The 18,283-nt window shown below is 65.5% G+C and carries 16 protein-coding genes; 4 read left to right on the plus strand and 12 right to left on the minus strand.

The window, feature by feature from the left end:
* From D769_RS29060 to D769_RS29085, 7 genes are all read right to left on the minus strand, one after another.
* The coding region (locus D769_RS29060) for an iron chelate uptake ABC transporter family permease subunit (RefSeq protein ID WP_008652116.1) at positions 1-341 on the minus strand (341 nt) is incomplete at its 3' end.
* Positions 342-370: 29 nt separating this feature from the next.
* A complete protein-coding gene (locus D769_RS29065) occupies positions 371-1,222 on the minus strand; it encodes a hemin ABC transporter substrate-binding protein (protein WP_008652117.1) in 852 nt (283 codons plus the stop codon).
* 18 nt (positions 1,223-1,240) lie between these two features.
* On the minus strand, positions 1,241-2,275 hold the full coding sequence (locus D769_RS29070) for a hemin-degrading factor (protein ID WP_008652118.1): 1,035 nt from the start codon (positions 2,273-2,275) through the stop codon (positions 1,241-1,243).
* Positions 2,276-2,298: 23 nt separating this feature from the next.
* Positions 2,299-2,526 carry a hypothetical protein gene (locus D769_RS32860; RefSeq protein WP_008652119.1) on the minus strand — a complete coding sequence of 76 codons (228 nt, stop codon included), beginning with the start codon at positions 2,524-2,526 and terminating at the stop codon, positions 2,299-2,301.
* A gap of 9 nt (positions 2,527-2,535) precedes the next feature.
* Positions 2,536-3,645, minus strand: a complete 1,110-nt coding sequence (locus D769_RS29075) for an HmuY family protein (RefSeq protein ID WP_008652120.1) — start codon at positions 3,643-3,645, stop codon at positions 2,536-2,538.
* Positions 3,646-3,681: 36 nt separating this feature from the next.
* A complete protein-coding gene (locus D769_RS29080) occupies positions 3,682-5,562 on the minus strand; it encodes a TonB-dependent receptor (protein ID WP_241227919.1) in 1,881 nt (626 codons plus the stop codon).
* 475 nt (positions 5,563-6,037) lie between these two features.
* Entirely contained in the window at positions 6,038-6,475 is a 438-nt protein-coding gene (locus D769_RS29085; protein ID WP_008652122.1) for a YbaK/EbsC family protein, read from the minus strand.
* 271 nt (positions 6,476-6,746) lie between these two features.
* Here D769_RS29085 and katG point away from each other — a divergent pair, with 271 nt between their 5' ends.
* The gene (katG, locus tag D769_RS29090; RefSeq protein WP_008652123.1) at positions 6,747-8,927 is read left to right on the plus strand and encodes a catalase/peroxidase HPI; all 2,181 of its coding nucleotides are present in this window, start codon (positions 6,747-6,749) and stop codon (positions 8,925-8,927) included.
* 115 nt (positions 8,928-9,042) lie between these two features.
* On the opposite strand, the gene D769_RS29095 is transcribed toward katG, so the two are convergent.
* Together D769_RS29095 and D769_RS29100 are read right to left on the minus strand one after the other, a co-directional pair.
* Positions 9,043-10,011 (minus strand): tripartite tricarboxylate transporter substrate binding protein, encoded by a 969-nt coding sequence (locus tag D769_RS29095; RefSeq protein ID WP_008652124.1) that lies wholly within the window; start codon positions 10,009-10,011, stop codon positions 9,043-9,045.
* 174 nt (positions 10,012-10,185) lie between these two features.
* Positions 10,186-11,097 carry a LysR family transcriptional regulator gene (locus D769_RS29100; RefSeq protein WP_008652125.1) on the minus strand — a complete coding sequence of 304 codons (912 nt, stop codon included), beginning with the start codon at positions 11,095-11,097 and terminating at the stop codon, positions 10,186-10,188.
* A 174-nt stretch (positions 11,098-11,271) separates the two neighbouring features.
* On the opposite strand from D769_RS29100, the gene D769_RS29105 reads away from it, so the two are divergent.
* Positions 11,272-12,627 (plus strand): MmgE/PrpD family protein, encoded by a 1,356-nt coding sequence (locus tag D769_RS29105; RefSeq protein ID WP_008652127.1) that lies wholly within the window; start codon positions 11,272-11,274, stop codon positions 12,625-12,627.
* Between the two features lie 35 nt (positions 12,628-12,662).
* Entirely contained in the window at positions 12,663-14,810 is a 2,148-nt protein-coding gene (locus D769_RS29110; protein WP_008652128.1) for an acetate--CoA ligase family protein, read from the plus strand.
* A gap of 50 nt (positions 14,811-14,860) precedes the next feature.
* Here D769_RS29110 and D769_RS29115 read toward each other — a convergent pair whose 3' ends face one another.
* From D769_RS29115 to D769_RS29125, 3 genes are all read right to left on the minus strand, one after another.
* A complete protein-coding gene (locus D769_RS29115) occupies positions 14,861-16,027 on the minus strand; it encodes an MFS transporter (RefSeq protein WP_008652129.1) in 1,167 nt (388 codons plus the stop codon).
* Positions 16,024-16,218, minus strand: a complete 195-nt coding sequence (locus tag D769_RS29120) for a hypothetical protein (RefSeq protein ID WP_008652131.1) — start codon at positions 16,216-16,218, stop codon at positions 16,024-16,026. Before D769_RS29120 ends, D769_RS29115 begins: the two co-directional genes overlap by 4 nt.
* Before the next feature lie 134 nt (positions 16,219-16,352).
* On the minus strand, positions 16,353-17,255 hold the full coding sequence (locus D769_RS29125; RefSeq protein ID WP_008652132.1) for a LysR family transcriptional regulator: 903 nt from the start codon (positions 17,253-17,255) through the stop codon (positions 16,353-16,355).
* Between the two features lie 109 nt (positions 17,256-17,364).
* On the opposite strand from D769_RS29125, the gene dkgB reads away from it, so the two are divergent.
* A complete protein-coding gene (gene dkgB, locus D769_RS29130) occupies positions 17,365-18,168 on the plus strand; it encodes a 2,5-didehydrogluconate reductase DkgB (protein WP_008652133.1) in 804 nt (267 codons plus the stop codon).
* Positions 18,169-18,283: the final 115 nt, after the last annotated feature.

The raw sequence follows: 18,283 nt of genomic DNA on the forward strand, positions 1-18,283 counted from the left end.
CAGTCGCGTTGCGTCAACGCGTTGCTGAAACTCGAGATCGCGGCCACGGCACCCGCGGCACCGCCCAGCGAGATCCCGATCAGTCCTGGCTCGGCCAGCGGATTGCGGAAGAGCGCCTGCATCACCGCGCCGGACAGCGCCAGCGCCGCGCCGGCGGTGATGGCCAGCACGATGCGCGGCAGCCGCACCTCGATCAGCACATTGCGCCAGATGGCATCGTCTCCTTCGGCGGCAGGTGACCAGAGCAAGGGCACGAGCTTGCCGTGCGGAATCGACAATGCCCCGCTGGCGGCTGCCCAGAGCGCGGTGATCACGAGCATGACGCACAGGGCGGCCAACATGCCCGGCCTTCGGCCACATTGGCCACGCATCATCGTGCCGCCACCTGCCGACTGGCAAGACCGTTGCGCAGCAGGCGCAGCGCCTCGGGAAGGCGCGGACCGATACTGAGCATCAGCAGATCGTCCATCACGACGATGCGCTTGTCGCGGGCCGCTGGCGTGGCACTCAGGCCCGGCTGCGCCAGGAACGCGTCGACGCTGCCGACAGCGTCGATCGACATCGATGTCGTGACGATAACGTCCGGCCTGAGCGCCGCCGCCGCCTCCGCCGAGAACGGCTTGAAGCCACGCTGGCCGGCCAGCACGTTGGTCGCGCCCAGGAGCTTCAGCATGGCGTCGCCGGCGGTGTTCTCACCCACGGCCTGCATCCGGCCAGTGTGGCTGCTGACCATCAGCACCCGCAGCCCTTCCGCAGACGGCTTGATGTCACGGAGTTCGGTGTGCAGTTTGTCGACCAGCGCCTGACCTTGCTTGGGTACATCGAGCGCCGCCGCCACGCCGAGGATGCGCTGGTCCAGCGCGGCCAGCGTCGGCTCGGACGGCACGACCACTACCTTGCTGCCCAGCTTGCGCAATTGCTCCAGCGCCTGCGGTGGGCCGGCATGGTCCAGCGCCAGCACCAGATCCGGCTTCAGGCTGACCACGCCTTCCACAGAGAACGCGCGATAGTAGCCAACCTTCGGCAGCTTCAGCGCGGCGGGTGGATAGATGCTTGAGGAATCGACGCCGACCATGCTCTTGCCGGCATCGAGCGCGTAGACGATCTCGGTGGCCGGGCCGCCGAGCCCGATCACGCGGGCTGGCGGCGCGGCGTGGGCAATGCCGGCCGCGCAAAGCAGCGGCATCAGCGCAGTAATGAGTGCGGACTGCAGGATTTTCATGCCAAGCCTCCTGGACAATCAGGCCGCGAGTGCCTGCGGGCACAGCGACTCGAGCAGATGGCGCCATTCCGGCAGTTCAGGCTGCCCGGGTTTGCGCTCGCCGAAGAACTGGACAATCATCCCGCCATCCTCACCGTACAGTTCGAGCGACGTCACCCAGCCGTCCACCGTGGGTTTGTTGACCACCCAGCTCGACGCCACTGCCTCGGTGTTCAGGTGCAGGTTGAAGGTGTCATCGAGCACGTTGAACCATGGCCCCGTCCGCAGCAGCTTCTTCACGGCGCCGGTGTGGATCTGCACGATGCCGCGATTGGCGACGAAGCACATGATCGACAGGCCCGTGGCGGCGGAATGTTCCAGAATGGTCTCCACGGCGTGCTTGTCCACCCGTTGCGCCAGATCCGGGCCGACCGCGCGCAGCGCGCCCAGCCGCGATACCTTGAACTGGCGAAGCATCGCAAAGAAGTCGTGCGTGTCCTTGAGCGCGCACCAGTGCGCGCGCAGGGCCTCGCCGTCGGCGGGAGCGTCCGCTTCGTCGATCCGGTCAAAGCCCTCGACCCGCACCGGCGCGGTCTCCTGCGCGGCGTGGCGGTCGATGTAGGCCGACCACGCGGTGGCATCGGTCTGGTCGGTGCGGTAGATCTTGTGTACCGCCTCGCCCGCCTTGTCGAAGAACTGGATGCTGTCGCGGCCGTTTTCGGTTACGGCGTAGAAGTGCTTCCAGCCACCGAAGAACATGCGCAGGTCGATGTCCGGCCCCAGCACGATGCCGACCGGGCCATTCGCCTCGATGCTCTGATATTGGCCGTGACGCTCGTGCACGGCATGGTCGTTGCGCGAGAGCGCCATGACCGACCCCAGCGTGCCGAGATCGCGGAACAGCGCCTGCGCGGTTCCGCCCAGTTGACGTGATGCGACGCCACAGCCTGCCGCCACCAGTTCTGCTTCGGTCACACCGAGGCGCTGCGCGCGTTCGCGGATCCGCAGCTTTGGATGTTCTTCGACCAGGGCGCCGTGGCGTTGGCGCAGGCTGTCGATGTTTTGCTGTTCCATGTTCGTGTCTTCGGAAGGGCTGATCAGGGCTGGACGTCGAAATTGATCGTCCAGGTCTGGGTGCTGCTGTTCACGTTCGGGTCCGCGTAGGCGATCTTCGTCAGGTGGAAGCGCGCGTACGTGGTGCCCTCGCCACCACGGATCAGGCCGCCGGCATCGCTGTTGGCGCTGATCAGATGGGCGACGGCAGGCAGGCCGTTGGCGGCGGCAGCAGCAGCGGTGGGGTAGTACGTGTACCAGCCGAAGCTCATCGGATTCGGCTAGCTGCCGGTATAGGCGGGGTTCAGCACCGATGCGGTGGCGTCCTTCTTCCACGCGGTGGCCGAAGCCGGCAGCGCGAGGTCGGCAGCCGTCAGATCGGCCAGGGTGCTGGCGGCGTTGCCGGTGTTCGTGAACATCGACGCCACCGGCTTGTTCGACGTGTCATAGAAACCGGCCGGCGTCTTGGCCAGGAAGCCCGCCACGGTGCCGGTGCCCGACTCTCCGCCATTGAGCTTGATGCTGTAGCGGTTGAAGGCGATATGCCATGTGCCGCTGGCGGTGCTGACCGCGTTCGCCGCGAGGTCGTAGTAGACCCAGTCATTGCCCGAGGCATTGATCGTGGCCGTCCGCACGTTGCCAGGGGCGCTGCGGTCGATGTAGCGGATCGACGGATAGCCCGAGGTCGTGCCACCGGCGCCGCCGTAGTAGCCCGTGACCTGCAGCGCGAACACCGGCGACGCTACCGTGCCAGTGGTATCGGCCGACGCGCTGTTGGTCGTGATCAGGAATGTGCGGAAGGTGGGGTAGAGCGAGTGGTCGGTTGCCGCGCCGGTCACGCCGTACTCGAACACCGCGGAGGCGATGTCATTGGTGCCGGAGAACACGCCGCTGGCGGAGTCCTTCAGGAAGACGGTGGCAGGCAGCGCGCCGCTTACAGGGTCGGTGGTGGCGTTCTTCCATGCGGACAACGCGGTCCAGGTATGGTCGAACGGGCCGCCGAACGCGCCACCGTTGCCGGTGCCGCTGGTGCCGCTGTTGGTCCAGAGCGAGGCGCTCATGCCGTTCGTGCTGCTCTTGACCTTCAGGTCCCACGCAGTGCCCGTGCAGTCGACTTGTGCCTTGGCGTTGAAGTCGTAGCAGACCGATGCGTTGGCGGCCGGCAGCTTGAACGTCCATTCCGCGGTTTGGGTGAAGGCTGACGTGGTGGCCGGCGGCGTGGTCGTGCCTCCGGTGCCGCCGGTAGTGCCGCCTGTCGATCCACCCGTGGAGCCGCCGGTGGATGTGCTGCTGTCATCGCCACCGCCGCCGCAGGCGGCCAGGGCCATCGTCAGCGCGGCAGCGCCGAGCAGGCGCAGCGTGGTGTGATGCGATGCGAGTCTGGCTTTCATTGTTGATTTCCCCGTTTGTCTCTGGTTTGTTTCTGATTAGCGGGCGACGTCCACGTTGAAGCGTGCGCCCAGATAGATGAAGCGGCCCGCCACGGGCCCGAAGTCACTGGCATTTGCGAAATCGCGTTGGCGGTTGAACAGGTTGTTCACGCCGACGAAAGCGGTCACGTTGCGGCCGAGCTTCTGGTTCAGCACCAGATCCAGCGTGCCCCAGCCGGGCGAGCGCGCGCCGGTGGCCGAGTCGGTCAGCTCGCTGCTCTGGAAGCGCGCCCGCGCGGATAGCTCGGTGGCGGGCAGCACGCGCCAGTCCGCGCCGACGCGGCCCATATGGCGCGGCCGGCGGGTCAGTTCGCTGCCTGTGTTCAGATCCTCGGTCGACGTGTAGGTGTAGGCGGCTGTCAGGTTCAACTGGTTGGTCGCGCGCCAGCGCAGCGCCGTCTCAGCGCCCTGGGTGCGGGCGCGCGCCACGTTGCGGTAGGTGTAGACCGCGATGCCGTTGACCATCGTGAAGTTGGTCATGTCGGTCTGGATCAGGTCCGTCACGTGGTTGTAGAACAGGTTGGCATCGAGCGTGACGCGGTCTCGCCACGTGAGTTGTCCACCGAGCTGGAAGCTGTTCGACGATTCCGGCTTGAGGTTCGGGTTGCCCAGGACGATGTAGCCAAGCGAGCTGTGATCGAACAGGTAGTGCCGCTCCTTCAGGTTCGGCACGCGGTAGCCCTGGCCATAGTTGGCGCGCAGCACGCCCTTCCAGGTGTCGTTGGACAGAAGGTTCGCGCGCACGCCCACCTTGGGCGCGAAGTGCGCGCCGAAGTCCGAGTCATGCTGGCCGCGCAGGCCGACAACCATTTCCCACGTCTCGTTGAAAAGGATGTCGTTCTGCAGGTAGAGCTCGCCGGCCTGCCGTTCGGCGCTGCCCTTGCCGGCCAGTTCGGACGTGCCGTTGACGTTCTGGTCGAGCGTTTCGCGGTGGAAGTCGCCGCCGAACTGCCAGAGCTGTCGATACCAGGCTGGCGTGTCGAACTGCGCGGAGACATGGTCGGTCTGCTGCGCGGCATTGCGCGTCGCGGTCTGGAAGCCGTTCGAATACTCGCGCGAGGTGCTGTCGTAGGTCTCGTGCACCCCGGCCAGGCGGGCGCGCACGCCATTGTCGAAGCGCCATTGGCCGCCATATGTGTAGCGGTTGCGATCGATGTCCTCGGTCTTGCGCTGCGGGACGTAGTTGGGCGGCGCGTAGTACTGGTAGCGTTGTTCGTCGGTCTCGCGATAGGCGCTGGCATCGAACCAGAAGCTGCCGGCGGTGCTGGGCAGCCATTCGAGGCGGCCGGCATACTGCTCGCGGCGAATCTTGTCGCCGTGCCGTGTCCAGCCGTCGGGTTCCACGGCATAGCCCTTGTTGTCGAGCGCGTCGGCGGTGACGCGTGCGCGGAACTGTTCGTTGCCGCCTTCGAGCCGGATGTTGCCATGCAGGGAACCGGGCGAGCCGTCGGCGTTCTGGCTGCCATAGGTGCCTGCATCGGCCGTTGCGGCAGCCGAGAATCCGCGCGAGATGGGCCGCGTGATGACGTTGATCACCCCGCCCATAGCCGAGCTGCCGTACTGCGCGGAACTGGCGCCCTTGACCACCTCGACGTGGTCGACTTCGGCCAGCAGGTACTGGGAAACGTCAACGGTCGACCCGGTGCTGGCCGTGATCGGCAGACCGTCGATCAGGATCAGCACCTGGTCGCTGGTCATCCCTTGCAGGGTCACCTCATAGCCGGACTTGCCGTGGATCTCGCGCAGCTGCATGCCGGGCACGTTCTCCAGCGCGTCCTTCAGCGTGCGGGCGTGCGTGCGTTCGATCTCCTGACGGTCGACGACCTCCGTGCGAATCGGCGTTTCATCGAGTGTTTTCTCGGAACGGGTGCCTGTCACGACGACTGTAGGCAGTGGGTCCGCTGTGCCAACCGTTTGCGCCCGGAGGTGGGGCGTGGACGAGAGCAGGGTGCCGGCGACGACGGCGAGGCATTTCAAACGCATATCGGAGGGGGCGGCTCACTGCCAGATCAAATACAAATAGAAGTACGAATGATAACGATTCGTATTTAAATTGTAAATTTACTTACATGTTGTGTCAGGTAGACACGGACGCAGCAAAAAGTGACTGATGCGTTCCGTATAGCTCGCGGTCAGACGATTTGGGGAGAGATACGGATGCGTGAAGGTCGCATCGTGAAGGCTGGGAATGCGCCAGCAGGCACACCAGCGTCAGGGGGCTTACGACGCCCGGTCCTCAGGCGCGTGGGGTTTCGCAGGCAGGCGGGCAAAGGGTCGCCACCCGGTGGTACCGGCAATTTATGCCGATGGCACCGGGGGATTGCAGGCAATTCGTCCGCGCTTCGGGCCTGCCCTACATATCCCGGTGCGAGAAGTGCCCGCGTTGCGCGTCAGCCATGAGGTCGACGAACTGGTCGGTACTCATGTGCACCAATGCCCGGTGGTCGCCCGCTTCGAAGTAGACATCCGGATGCGAGAGCAGGCTGTCGTCCAGCCAGGTCTGCGTGCCATAGGCCATGGCGACAGGCGGAATCGCGCCACGGCTGCAGTCCCTGAACACCTCGCGCACGCCGCAATCGCGGGCAAGCGATAGTTGGCGGCCGGTCTGCGCGCGGATCTCCGACAGTTTCAGGTGGTGCGTCGAGGGAATCACTGCCGCGACGTAGCCGCGCTGATCTTCCAGCAGGACCGTCTTGGCCAGCCGATCCCCGGTGCTACAGGGGCGATCCACGGTGTCGAACCGGCTCTGCCGGTTGTGAAGGCACCTAGCCAGCGTGCTAGCCATGGCCATGATTGCATCCTCCGACGCGCCTATCGCGACTGTTGTTCTGGTACTCCCCACTATAGAAGTCCTGCTGCCAGGCAGGGACATCCGCCCGCCGCCGGTACGCCTGGATTGTTTTAATTTCTTCGGTACGCTGGCATCGCGTTCTAGGATGGTAGGGCAGCTGTGATGTCCGATACAGCCCGGTATCCGTGGCGGTCCTTCAGGGGGCTCCGGATGCGGGCGAGTGGCTGAGGCATGGTGTTACGTTGAGTACGGTCGATCAAAGGAGACTCGCATGACAACTGAAGCAAAGTGCCCATTTCTACATCCCGCCGGCGCCGGCCGGGCGCTCCAGGAATGGTGGCCCGAGCGGCTGAATCTGCATATCCTGCGCCAGAACGCTCCGTTGTCCGATCCGATGGGAGAGGCTTTCGATTATGCGAAGGCGTTCGACAGTCTCGACCTCGCGGCGGTCAAGAAGGATCTGGAAGCGCTGATGACCGATTCGCAGTCCTGGTGGCCGGCGGATTTCGGGCACTACGGCCCGTTGTTCGTCCGGATGGCCTGGCACGCGGCAGGTACCTACCGCATCGGCGATGGGCGTGGCGGTGCCGGCGCTGGCCAGCAGCGTTTCGCGCCCACCAACAGCTGGCCGGACAACGTCAGTCTGGACAAGGCACGCAGGCTTATCTGGCCGATCAAGCAGAAGTACGGCCGCAAGATCTCGTGGGCCGACCTGATCGTTCTGACCGGCAATGTGGCCCTGGAGTCGATGGGGTTCAAGACCTTCGGATTCGGCGGCGGACGCGAGGATGTCTATGAGCCGGACGAGTCCGTCTACTGGGGCAATGAAGCCGAGTGGCTGGCGGACAAGCGTTACAGCGGTAAGCGGAACCTCGAGAATCCGCTGGCCGCGGTGCAGATGGGCCTGATCTATGTAAATCCGGAAGGCCCCAATGGCAACCCGGACCCGGTTGCCGCAGCCATCGACATCCGCGAGACGTTCCGCCGCATGGCCATGAACGACGAGGAAACCGTCGCACTGATCGCGGGCGGTCATGCCTTCGGCAAGACCCATGGCGCCGGCCCGGCGTCGCACGTGGGGCCAGAGCCCGAAGCCGCGGGCCTCGAGGAACAGGGCCTTGGCTGGCGCAGCAGCTTTGGCACCGGCAAGGGCGGTGATGCCATCGGCAGCGGCCTGGAGGTCATCTGGACCACTACGCCGACGAAGTGGAGCAACGACTTCTTCAAGCACCTGTTCGAGTACGAATGGGAACTGACGAAGAGCCCCGCGGGCGCGCATCAATGGAAGCCCAAGGGCGATGCCGGCGCCGGCACCGTGCCCGACCCTGCCGACCCGTCGAAGCGCCGTTCGCCCTCAATGCTGACGACCGATCTGTCGCTGCGCTTCGATCCGATCTACGGCAAGATTTCGCGCCGGTACTACGATCATCCCGATGAACTGGCCGACGCATTCGCACGGGCGTGGTTCAAGCTGACCCATCGCGACATGGGGCCGCGCGCGCGCTACCTTGGCCCGGAAGTTCCGAAGGAGGAGCTCCTGTGGCAAGACCCCATCCCGCCGGTCGATCATCCGCTGATCGACGCAAAGGATGTCGCCGCGCTCAAGGCCAAGGTGCAGGCCTCGGGGCTGACGGTACCGCAACTGGTTTCGACGGCGTGGGCGTCGGCTTCGACGTTCCGTGGCTCGGACAAGCGTGGTGGCGCCAACGGCGCGCGCATCCGCCTGGCCCCGCAGAAGGACTGGGACGTCAATCAGCCTGCCGAACTGGCGAAGGTGCTGGCCAAGCTGGAGAGCATCCAGAGCGAATTCAACAAATCGCAGAGCGGTGGCAAGAAGGTCTCGATGGCTGACCTGATCGTGCTGGCCGGATGCGCGGGCGTCGAGCAGGCGGCAAAGAGCGCCGGGCAGGATGTGACAGTGCCGTTCTCGCCGGGACGCATGGACACCACGCAGGAGAAAACGGACCTGGATGCGATGGTGGTGCTGGAACCCATCGCAGATGGCTTCCGCAACTACCTGCAGGGCAAGTTCTCGGTCCGGGCCGAGGCTTTGCTGGTGGACAAGGCGCAACTGCTGAAGCTGACCGTGCCGGAGATGACGGCGCTTGTCGGTGGACTGCGGGTGCTGGGCGCCAATTTCGGCAACTCGCAGCACGGCGTCTTCACGAAACGCCCTGGCACGCTGACCAACGACTTCTTCGTGAACCTGCTCGACATGGGCACGGAGTGGAAGCCAGTGTCGGAGGAAAGAGAGGTGTTCGAGGGCAGCGACCGGGCGACGGGCACGCCAAGATGGACCGGCACGCGCGTCGATCTGGTCTTCGGCTCGAATTCCGAGCTGCGGGCGGTTGCCGAAGTCTATGGTGCCGCGGACGCGCAGGAGAAATTCGTGCAGGACTTCGTGGCGGCGTGGAGCAAGGTGATGAACCTGGACCGCTTCGATCTCAAGTGATTGTCGCCGTGGGGTAGCCACACCAGGCTAGCCGCAAGGTTGCGGAAACAGCAGGGCCGGTCGATGAGACCGGCCCATTTTCTTGCAGGAAGGGTGCCGCGCGCGAACGGCCGACTCAGTCGATGCGGGCGCCAGAACTGATTACCACCGGCTTCCACGTCAGGTACTCGGCCGCCACGAACTTGCCGAAGGCATCGGCCGTCATGTTCATCGACTCCGCGCCCTGTTGCGCGAACTTGCCGCGCATGTCGGGTTGGCCCAGCGCATCGGTCACGATCTTGTTCAACCTGGCGACGATTTCCGGCGGCGTGCCCTTGGGTGCGAACAGCCCGAACCATGCGCCTGTGACAAGGTTCGGCACGCCGGCTTCCGCCATGGTGGGCACATCGGGCAGTGCCGACGAACGCTTGCGTGACGTGACGGCGATGGCGCGAAGTTGACCGCCGCGGATATGGGAAATCACCGACGGAATCGTCGCGAACATGAACTGCACACGTCCGGCCAACAGGTCGTTCAGCGCATCGGCGCCCTTGTATGGCACGTGTGTGGTCTTGGCGCCGGTACGCTCGTTGAACAGCACGCCCGACAGATGCGCGGCGGTGCCCACGCCGGTGGAGCCGAAGTTGAGGCCGTTCGGGTGCGCCTTCGCATAGGCGACGAGATCCTGCACGGACTTCACCGGCAGGCCGGGGTACACCACCAGCACGTTCGGCACATCGGCGATCGGGGCCACCGCTTGCAGGTCGGTTTGCGGATTGACCTTGAGCTTGCGATACAGCGTCGGGTTGATGGCCACAGGGCCCACCGACGTGGCCAGCAGCGTGTAGCCGTCCGCGTCGCTGCGGCCGACGAAGTCCGTGCCGATGTTGCCGCCCGCGCCGGGACGGTTCTCCACCACCACGCTCTGTCCAAGCGCCTTGCTCATCTGCTGCGCGACTTCACGCGCGAGGATGTCTGTGGTGCCGCCGGCGGTGAACGCCACGACGACGCGGATCGGCTTGGAGGGATACGGCTGCTGGGCGTGGCCGGTCGCGGCGCAGGCGAGCATCAGCCCGACGGCGGCGTGCCGCAGGAAATTCTTCATTGCTGTCTCCGATGAATCTTGTAATCAGCGCCCCCCTTTCAAGGCAGGGTGGGTGGCTGTTTTTCATCTTAGAGAGCTGACGTACCCGAGCTTTGACGATATGGAAACGCAGACTTCATTGCGGCTGTCATGCGCGATCGCGGCATCATGGGGACTCGTGGCGGCAGTGCGGTCTCAGCGCGGCTTCAGGAAATGCTGCTCCATCGCCTCGCAGCGGCTCAGGTATTCGAGCAGCCGCGCCACGCCGGACGGCAGGCTTTCCTTGTCGCGCACGCAGACGTAGAACTCTCGCTCGGCCCATGCGTCGCGCAGAGTCAGCAGTGACAGCCCCATCATCTGCAGGTAGTTCCTGGCGATGCCCTCCGGCACCACGGCAAGGCCCAGGCCTTCGCGCACCATGCGGCAGCGGGCCTCGAAGTTCGAGACCTGTGTCTTCACGGTCAGCGGGCGCGAGATCGTGCCTGACACCAGGGTGAGGAAGGCGTCGAACGTATGGCGCGGAAAGTAGCCAAGGAAGTCGTAGTCCAGTGCTTCCTCGAGCCGCAGCGACCCTTTCGCCTCCAGCGGGTGGCCGCGCGGCACGACCAGTCCGACACGGTCCTTGCGGTAGGGCAGGGAGTACACGCCCGGGCTCGGGCTGCGCGCGTGATAGATGCCGATGTCCGCATCGCCGTTGGCCACCATGCGCGGAATGTCGAAGCTGAATGCCTCGATCAGGTCGATGCGGGCATCGGGGTCGTGCTTGAGAAAGCCGCTGATATCGGTCGGCAGGAATTGCAGGATCGTCGACCGGTTCGATGCCAGGCGAATCTTGGCGATGCCGTCCATCGAGTAGGAGGCCAGTGCGTCCTGCGCCAGTTGCACGCTGCGCACGATGGCCTTGGCACGCTGATACAGCATGGCGCCCGCCGGTGTCGGCTCCACGCCCCGTCCATGGCGACGCAGCAGCGCCGTGCCCGCGCGGCGTTCCAGTTCGGCAATCCGCTTGCTGGCCGCGGAGGTGACGAGATTCTCTCGCTCGGCCGCGCGTGAAAGACTCTTCTCCTCGATAGCGGCGATCAGGATGGCAAGCGAGGCGATGTCCATGGGTGTGCGTGCTCGATTTGGAAAAGCTGGCGCGATGGTCGTGCCAGCCGGAGTATGCACCAGCCGCTTGCGCGCCGCATACACGTTCTGGCGCGGGAGCTTTCTCGAATCGTCAAAGCTGGGGCGGCTGCCGTTCGTACCATGGGAGGCATTCCTGCTCAGGAGACACATGGAATGCTGATCGACGATTTTGCCGAGTACGTCGGCGACCAGGCCCGCGCGACGCTGGCGGACGACGTCATGCACCACGCGCGACGCGCTGTGATCGACTGGTTTGCCGCCCTGATGGCCGGCGTGCCGATGGCGCCCGGCCGCCAGCTTGTTGCGGCGCACCAGACGGAGACCGGCGTCGGGCTCAGCACGCTGGTCGGGCACGCCACCACGGCGTTTCCGGGGTTGGCGGCGTGGATCAACGGCAGCGCCTCGCACGCGGCCGAATTCGACGACATCTTCCGCGATGCCATTTATCACCCGGGGTGTCCGACGATTGCCGCCGCGCTTGCGCTGGCGGAGCATCGGGACGCGAGCGGCACCGACTTCCTGCGTGCGGTGATTGCCGGCTACGAGGTCAGCACACGCATCGGGGCGGCCATCCAGCCGGCGCACTATCGCTACTTCCACACGACCGGCACCGTGGGCTGCATCGGCGCCGCGGCCGCTGGCAGTGTTCTGACGGCGCCCGGCAATGCACGTGCCGCCGCCGATGCCATGGCCACGGCCACGACATTCGCATCTGGCCTGCAACAGGCATTCCGGTCCGACGCGATGACCAAGGCGTTGCATGCCGGACATGCGGCACAGGTTGGCGTTCAGGCGGCGCAGGGCGCCGCGCATGGCGTGACGGGCGTGCACGACATTCTCGAAGGCGATGCCGGCTTCGGGGCAGCGATGTGCGGTAGCCCGGATTGGCGCGGCGTCACCAGCGGCCTGGGCACCGACTTCAACATCACACGCATCACGCAGAAGAACCATGGCTGCTGCGGCCATACGTTCGCATCGATTGATGCCGCCATGCGCATCATGCGAGACAACGTGCTGGCGCCAGCGCGTATCGCGGCGGTCAACGTGCGCACCTATCAGGTGGCACTGGATGTGACGGGCAACTTCGACCCGAAAACGCCGTTCGAAGCCCGCTTCAGCCTGCCCTATGTGGTGGCGCACGGCATTCTGCATGGCGCGGTTCGGCTTGACGCGTTTGAACCGGCCAGGCTGGCTGACGCATCCATCCGCGCATTGATGAGCAAGATCCGGCTGACGGCCGATCCCGAACTGACTGCCGCCTTCCCGAAGCAGCGCGCGGCGCGGGTGGAAATCGAGATGACCGATGGCAGCCGTCACGCGCACTTCGCGCCATATCGCCTTGGTGACCCGGAAGCCCCGCTTGACGACGCGACGCTTGGCGACAAGTTCATGGAACTGAGCGCCCCCGCGCTCGGCTCCGTGCACGCCGCCCGTTTGCTCGACGCGCTCTGGCGCCTGGACGACCGGCCCTTGCGCTCGCTGGCCCTGGACAAGCTCCAGGTGGGCTGACTTTCCCCGAATTCCAATCTTCTCCACGAAACACCATGACTAGCGTCGATCACGACACGAAGCGATCCACCGAACGGATCACGCGCGAACAACTGGCCCGGGCACTGTTCACCCCCGATGCTGTCGCGCTCGTAGGCGCCTCGGCCGACGAAAAGAAGAATACGGCGCGACCACTGCGCTTCATGCGCAAGCACGGCTTCCAGGGGCGCGTGTTCCCCGTCAACGCCGGGCGTAGCGAGGTGATGGGCCTTCAGGCGTATCCCAGCGTCGCGGCGCTGCCAGCCGCGATCGACCACGCGTTTGTGATGGTGCCGGGCGCGCAGGTGGCCGAGGCACTTGAACAATCCGCCGCGCGTGGCGCGCGTGTGGTGACGGTCTTCTCGGACGGCTTCGCCGAGGTGGGCGAGGCTGGCATGGCCGCCCAGCAGGCGCTGGCGGCGCGGGCACGTGAACTGGGCGTGCGGCTGCTGGGGCCGAACAGCATCGGCGTGGTCGACGTGCACAGCGGCGCCGTGCTTTCCGTCAACGCCGTGCTGGAGATGGACACGCTCCATCGCGGTCCTGTCAGCGTGATCTCCCAAAGCGGCTCCATGCTGGGCGCGCTGTTGTCGCGCGGCGCGGCGCGTGGGCTCGGGTTTGCCAAGCTGGTTTCGGTCGGCAACGAAAGCGACATCGGCGTGGGTGAGCTGGTGGACCTGCTCGTCGACGACGCGGCTACCGAAGTCATCCTGCTGTTCCTCGAAACGATTCGCGATGCGGCGGTGCTGGGCCCCGCACTCCGCCGCGCGCGTGCTGCCGGCAAGCCGGTGCTGGTCTACAAGCTAGGTCGCTCCGAGCAGGGTGAGGCGCTTGCGCAATCGCACACGGGGGCACTGGCTGGCAACGATGCAGCGGTCGATGCCTTCCTGCGCAAGCATGGCGCGATGCGCGTGGAATTGCTTGAAACGCTGTTCGAAGCCGCACCGCTGGCGTTGCGCTACGCAAGCCATGTGCCGGCGCTGACCCGTGCGCCGCGCGTGGCTGTGGTGACCACCACGGGCGGTGGCGCGGCTACCGTGGTGGACCGGCTGGGCCTGGCCGACGTGGAAGCGGTGCCACCGCCCGCATCGTTCGTCGCGCATATGGCCGAGCGCGGCGTGAAGATTCGCCAGACACCGATCATTGACCTGACGCTGGCGGCTACAAGCGCCCAGTACCGGGATCTGGTCGAGCAGATGCGGCTGAGTGACTGGTGTGACGCCGTGCTGTGCGTGGTGGGCTCGTCAGCGCAGTTTCATCCTCAGCTTGCGGTCAAGCCGATCGTCGAGGCTGCAGGCGTCGGCAGCAAACCGCTGCTGTCGTTCCTGGCTCCGGAAGCACCGGAGTCCCTGCAATTGCTGCAGGCGGCGGGGGTGCCGGCATTCCGCACGCCGGAGAGCTGTGCCGATGCGCTGGCGTGCCTGTTCCGAGGCGCGCATGTCGGCGAAGACGCGTCCGAATCCTGTCTGCCCGTGCAGTGGCCGGCTGGCTTGCCGACGCGGGGCGATCTCTCTGAGCTTGAGGCAGCGACGGTGTTTGGTGCGCTGGGCGTGCCGATCGCGACGGCGGAACTGGTGACCGAAGGGGCGCTGCAGCACGCCGTGCCGTACCCGGTAGTGGCCAAGATCTGCTCGCGCGACATCCTGCACAAGACCGAGATCGGTGGTGTGCAAGTTGGCGTGCGCGACAACGCGGAACTGGCCGCCGCCGCCGAACGCCTGATGGACAATGCGCGCCGCGGCGCGCCCGCCGCGCGCATCGACGGCATTCTGGTCCAGCGCATGGAAGATCGTTTGCTGGAGTTGATGCTGGGCTTCCGCGACGACCCGCTGGTGGGGCCGATGGTCATGCTCAGCGCCGGCGGTATCACTGCCGAACTTCACCGGGATGTCAGTCTGCGCCCCGCGCCGGTGACGCCGGCAGAGGCCATGCAGATGATCGAGGAGGTCCGCACGACGCGCCTGATTCGCGGCTTCCGTGGGTTGCCCCGGGGCGACGTAGATGCGCTGGCTGACGCGATCGTCCGATTCTCGCGTCTGGCCGCTGTGCAGGGCGTCACGGTTGCCGAGGCTGAAATCAACCCGTTGTTCGTGCGCGCCAATGGCGTGGTCGGCGTCGACTGCGTGCTGCGGCTCGCGCCTGCCACGGACACGGCAGGCGCATAGCGCGGACAACTGTAGCCTGTGGCGCTGTCCAAGCTCGTGCCAGCGGCGCGTTATGCCTTCACAGGCTGCGCGGCGCGCTTGCTGGCACGGCCGAGCCACACGAGCAGCACGCCCGATGCCGCCAGCAGGCCACCTGCTACCGGTACGACGGCGTAGCCGAGTCCGAGGCTGATGACACCGCCGCCGAGCGCGGCGCCCACCGCATTGCCGAGATTGAAGGCGCCGACGTTGATCGACGACGCGAGTCCGGGCGCTTCCGCAGCGGCTTCCATCACGCGCATCTGCAGCGGCGGCACCACGGCGAAGGCTGCCGCGCCCCAGACCAGCAGGCCGATTGCCGCGCCGACATGGCTTTGCAGCGCGAACGGCAGTACGAGCATGATGACGGCGAGTGCGGCCAGGAAGGTCGTCGTCGCGCCGTCCAGCGAGCGGTCGGCAAGCTTGCCGCCAAGGTGATTGCCGATCGTGAAGCCCACGCCGATCAGTACCAGACCCAACGCAACGAAGTTGTCGGATGCGCCAGTCAGCGTGGCGAGCATCGGCGCCACATAGGTGTAGAGCGTGAACATCGCGCCCGCGCCGAGCACGGTCGTCGCCATGGCCAGCAGCACGGTCGGGTGGGTGAGCACGGTCAGCTCGCGTCGCACGTTCGGCCGTGTACCGCGCTCGCCCTTGGGCAAGGCGAGCCAGAGCGCGGCGATCGCAACCAGCCCGAGCGCGGCCGTGCCAGCGAACGCCAGGCGCCAGCCAACCTGCTGACCGATCCACGTGGCGGCTGGCACACCGCCGATATTGGCGATGGTCAGGCCCATGAACATCGTTGCCACGGCGCTGGCCTGCTTCTCCTTCGGCACCACGCTTGCGGCCACGACCGAGCCCAGGCCGAAGAATGCGCCGTGGTTGAGGCTGGTCACCAGGCGGGACGCGAGCAGCGTGCCGTATCCCGGTGCCAGTGCCGACAGCAGGTTGCCAATGGTGAAGATTGCCATCAGCGCCATCAGCGCGGTGCGCTTGCCGAATCGGCTGAACAGCAGCGTCATCACGGGCGCGCCGACCATCACGCCAATGGCGTAGGCGGTGATCAGCATCCCCGCGGTGGGAATGCTGACGTTGACGCCTTCGGCAATGACCGGGAGCAAGCCCATCGGCGTGAACTCGGTGGTGCCGATCCCGAATGCGCCGATGGCGAGGGCGAGCAGTGCGGTGTTCGATTTCATCGTGGCAGGCCCCTCAGAACGTCGTGGAAGGCGCGCGGTGCAACGCTGCGCGGCCAGTTGTGCGCCAGGTGGGCTACCAGATCTTGGTTGGCGACAAACGGCTCGGCGTGGGGGCGCGTCAGCGGCGCCACGGCGATGCGGCTGGAGAGCGTGCGCTCGCCCATGGCGAAGGGCTTGGACAGTTGGGACATTTGGCTGCGATCCACGATGGATTTTCGATGGATCGCAGTCTGCCCGGTTTATCTTTGCAGATTAAGACCGGTATTGGTCAAATACTTTTGATTCCGCATCAAGTATGGAGCGTGCCCACACGGGACGGATTCGCCTACCGTTCGAACGGCTGCTTGCCCAGTGTTTTGACCACATGGTCGAGAAAGCAGGTGATCCGTGACGCCAGCGCGGTGTTGCGATAGTAGACCGCGTTGATCGGCTGGCGCGCGTCCAGGGTTTGCTTCGCAAACAGCTGCACCAGCCGCCCGCTCTGCCGGTCCTCGAGCGTCATGAAGTCCGACAGGCAGACGATTCCCTGGCCCGCCAGCGCCAGGCTCCTGAGCGTTTCGCCGCTCGACGATGCAATCGTCGGCTTGATGTGCACGACGCCACCGGCGTCGTCGCGCAGCGGCCAGTCGTTCAGTGATTCAGGCTGGGTAAAGCCCAGCAGCGCATGTTGCGCGAGTTGCGCCGGCTTGGTGGGCGTGCCGTGGCGTTTCAGATACTCCGGGCTGGCCAGCACGCGGATCTGACTGATACCGATCGGTCGCGCATGCAGCGTCGAGTCCTTCAACTGGCCGATGCGGAACGCCACGTCGGTTCGTTTCTCGATCAGGTCGATGAAGCCTTCGTTCGAGTTCAGTTCCAGTTCCACCTCGGGGTAGCTGGCGCGGAATCCCGCCACCAGCGGCACGATCACGTGCAGCATGAACGGCGTGGCCGCGTCCACCCGCAAGCGCCCGACGGGTCGCATCTGCCGTGCGGCCATCTGTTCTTCCGCTTCGTCGACCATCGCCAGGATCGCGCGCGCGTGCTCCAGGAAGGCGGCGCCTTCCTCGGTCAGTTCCAGCCGCCGCGTGGTTCGTCGCAGCAGCGTGGTCTTCAGCTTCTCCTCCAGACGGCTCAAGGTCCGGCTGGTGGCCGAGATCGTCAGCCCCAGTTGTTCAGCCGCCGCCGTGATCGAGCCGGTGTCCACTACCGCGGCAAAGGCCAGCAGTTCGTCGATGGTGGTTTTCATTGTTGATCAAAATTCAAATGAATTTCATTTATACACGGCTTTATCCGCAAAGATAAGGGCGGCAAACTTCGTCCATCGAGATTGCATGAACCTTCACAGGAGTTACACCATGAGCATTCCTTCGTTTGGCGTTGGTACCTTCCGCCTGACTGGCCAGGTCGTTGTGGACTCGGTGCGCAATGCGCTGGACGTTGGCTACCGCGCCATCGACACCGCGCAGATCTACGGCAACGAGGCCGATGTCGGCCAGGCCATTGCGGATAGCGGTGTGAAGCGCGATGAACTGTTCGTGACCACCAAGATCTGGACGGCGAACTACGCCGCCGACAAGCTGGTGCCGAGCCTGCGCGAAAGCCTGGACAAGCTGCGCACTGACTACGTCGACCTGACGCTGATTCACTGGCCGGCGCCGGGCAACGGCGTGGCGCTGTCCGAGTACATGGCCGCGCTTGCCGAAGCCAAGGCGCTCGGGCTGACGCGCCAGATCGGTGTGTCCAACTTCAATATCGAACTGACCCGCCAGGCGATCGAGGCCGTTGGCAAGGGCGAGATCGCCACCAACCAGATCGAACTGAGCCCCTATCTGCAGAGCCGCAAGCTCACCGCGTTCCTGAAGGAACAGGGTATCGCCGTCACGTCGTACATGACGCTGGCCTACGGCAAGGTGCTGAAGGACCCGGTGCTGGCGCAGATTGCCGCGAAGCACCACGCCACCGTGGCGCAGGTGGCGTTGGCATGGGCGCTGCAACTCGGCTACGCGGTGATTCCGTCGTCGACCAGGCGCGAGAACCTGGCCAGCAACCTGCTGGCGCGCGACCTGAAGCTCGACGCCGACGACATGGCGCTGATCGCCTCGCTGGAACGCAACGGCCGTGAAGTCAGCCCTGAGGGCCTGGCTCCGGTTTGGGACTAAGAGGCGCTATCAAAACGATTCTGGCGTCGTTGCGCGGCCTTGCCGTACCACTTGTACTGTCTGCGGCCGCGCGCCTAGCCAGAACCGCTTCGCTTCATTTTGATAGCGCCTCTAA

Origin of the sequence: Cupriavidus sp. HMR-1 (genome assembly GCF_000319775.1) — a bacterium.
Classification (GTDB): domain Bacteria; phylum Pseudomonadota; class Gammaproteobacteria; order Burkholderiales; family Burkholderiaceae; genus Cupriavidus; species Cupriavidus metallidurans.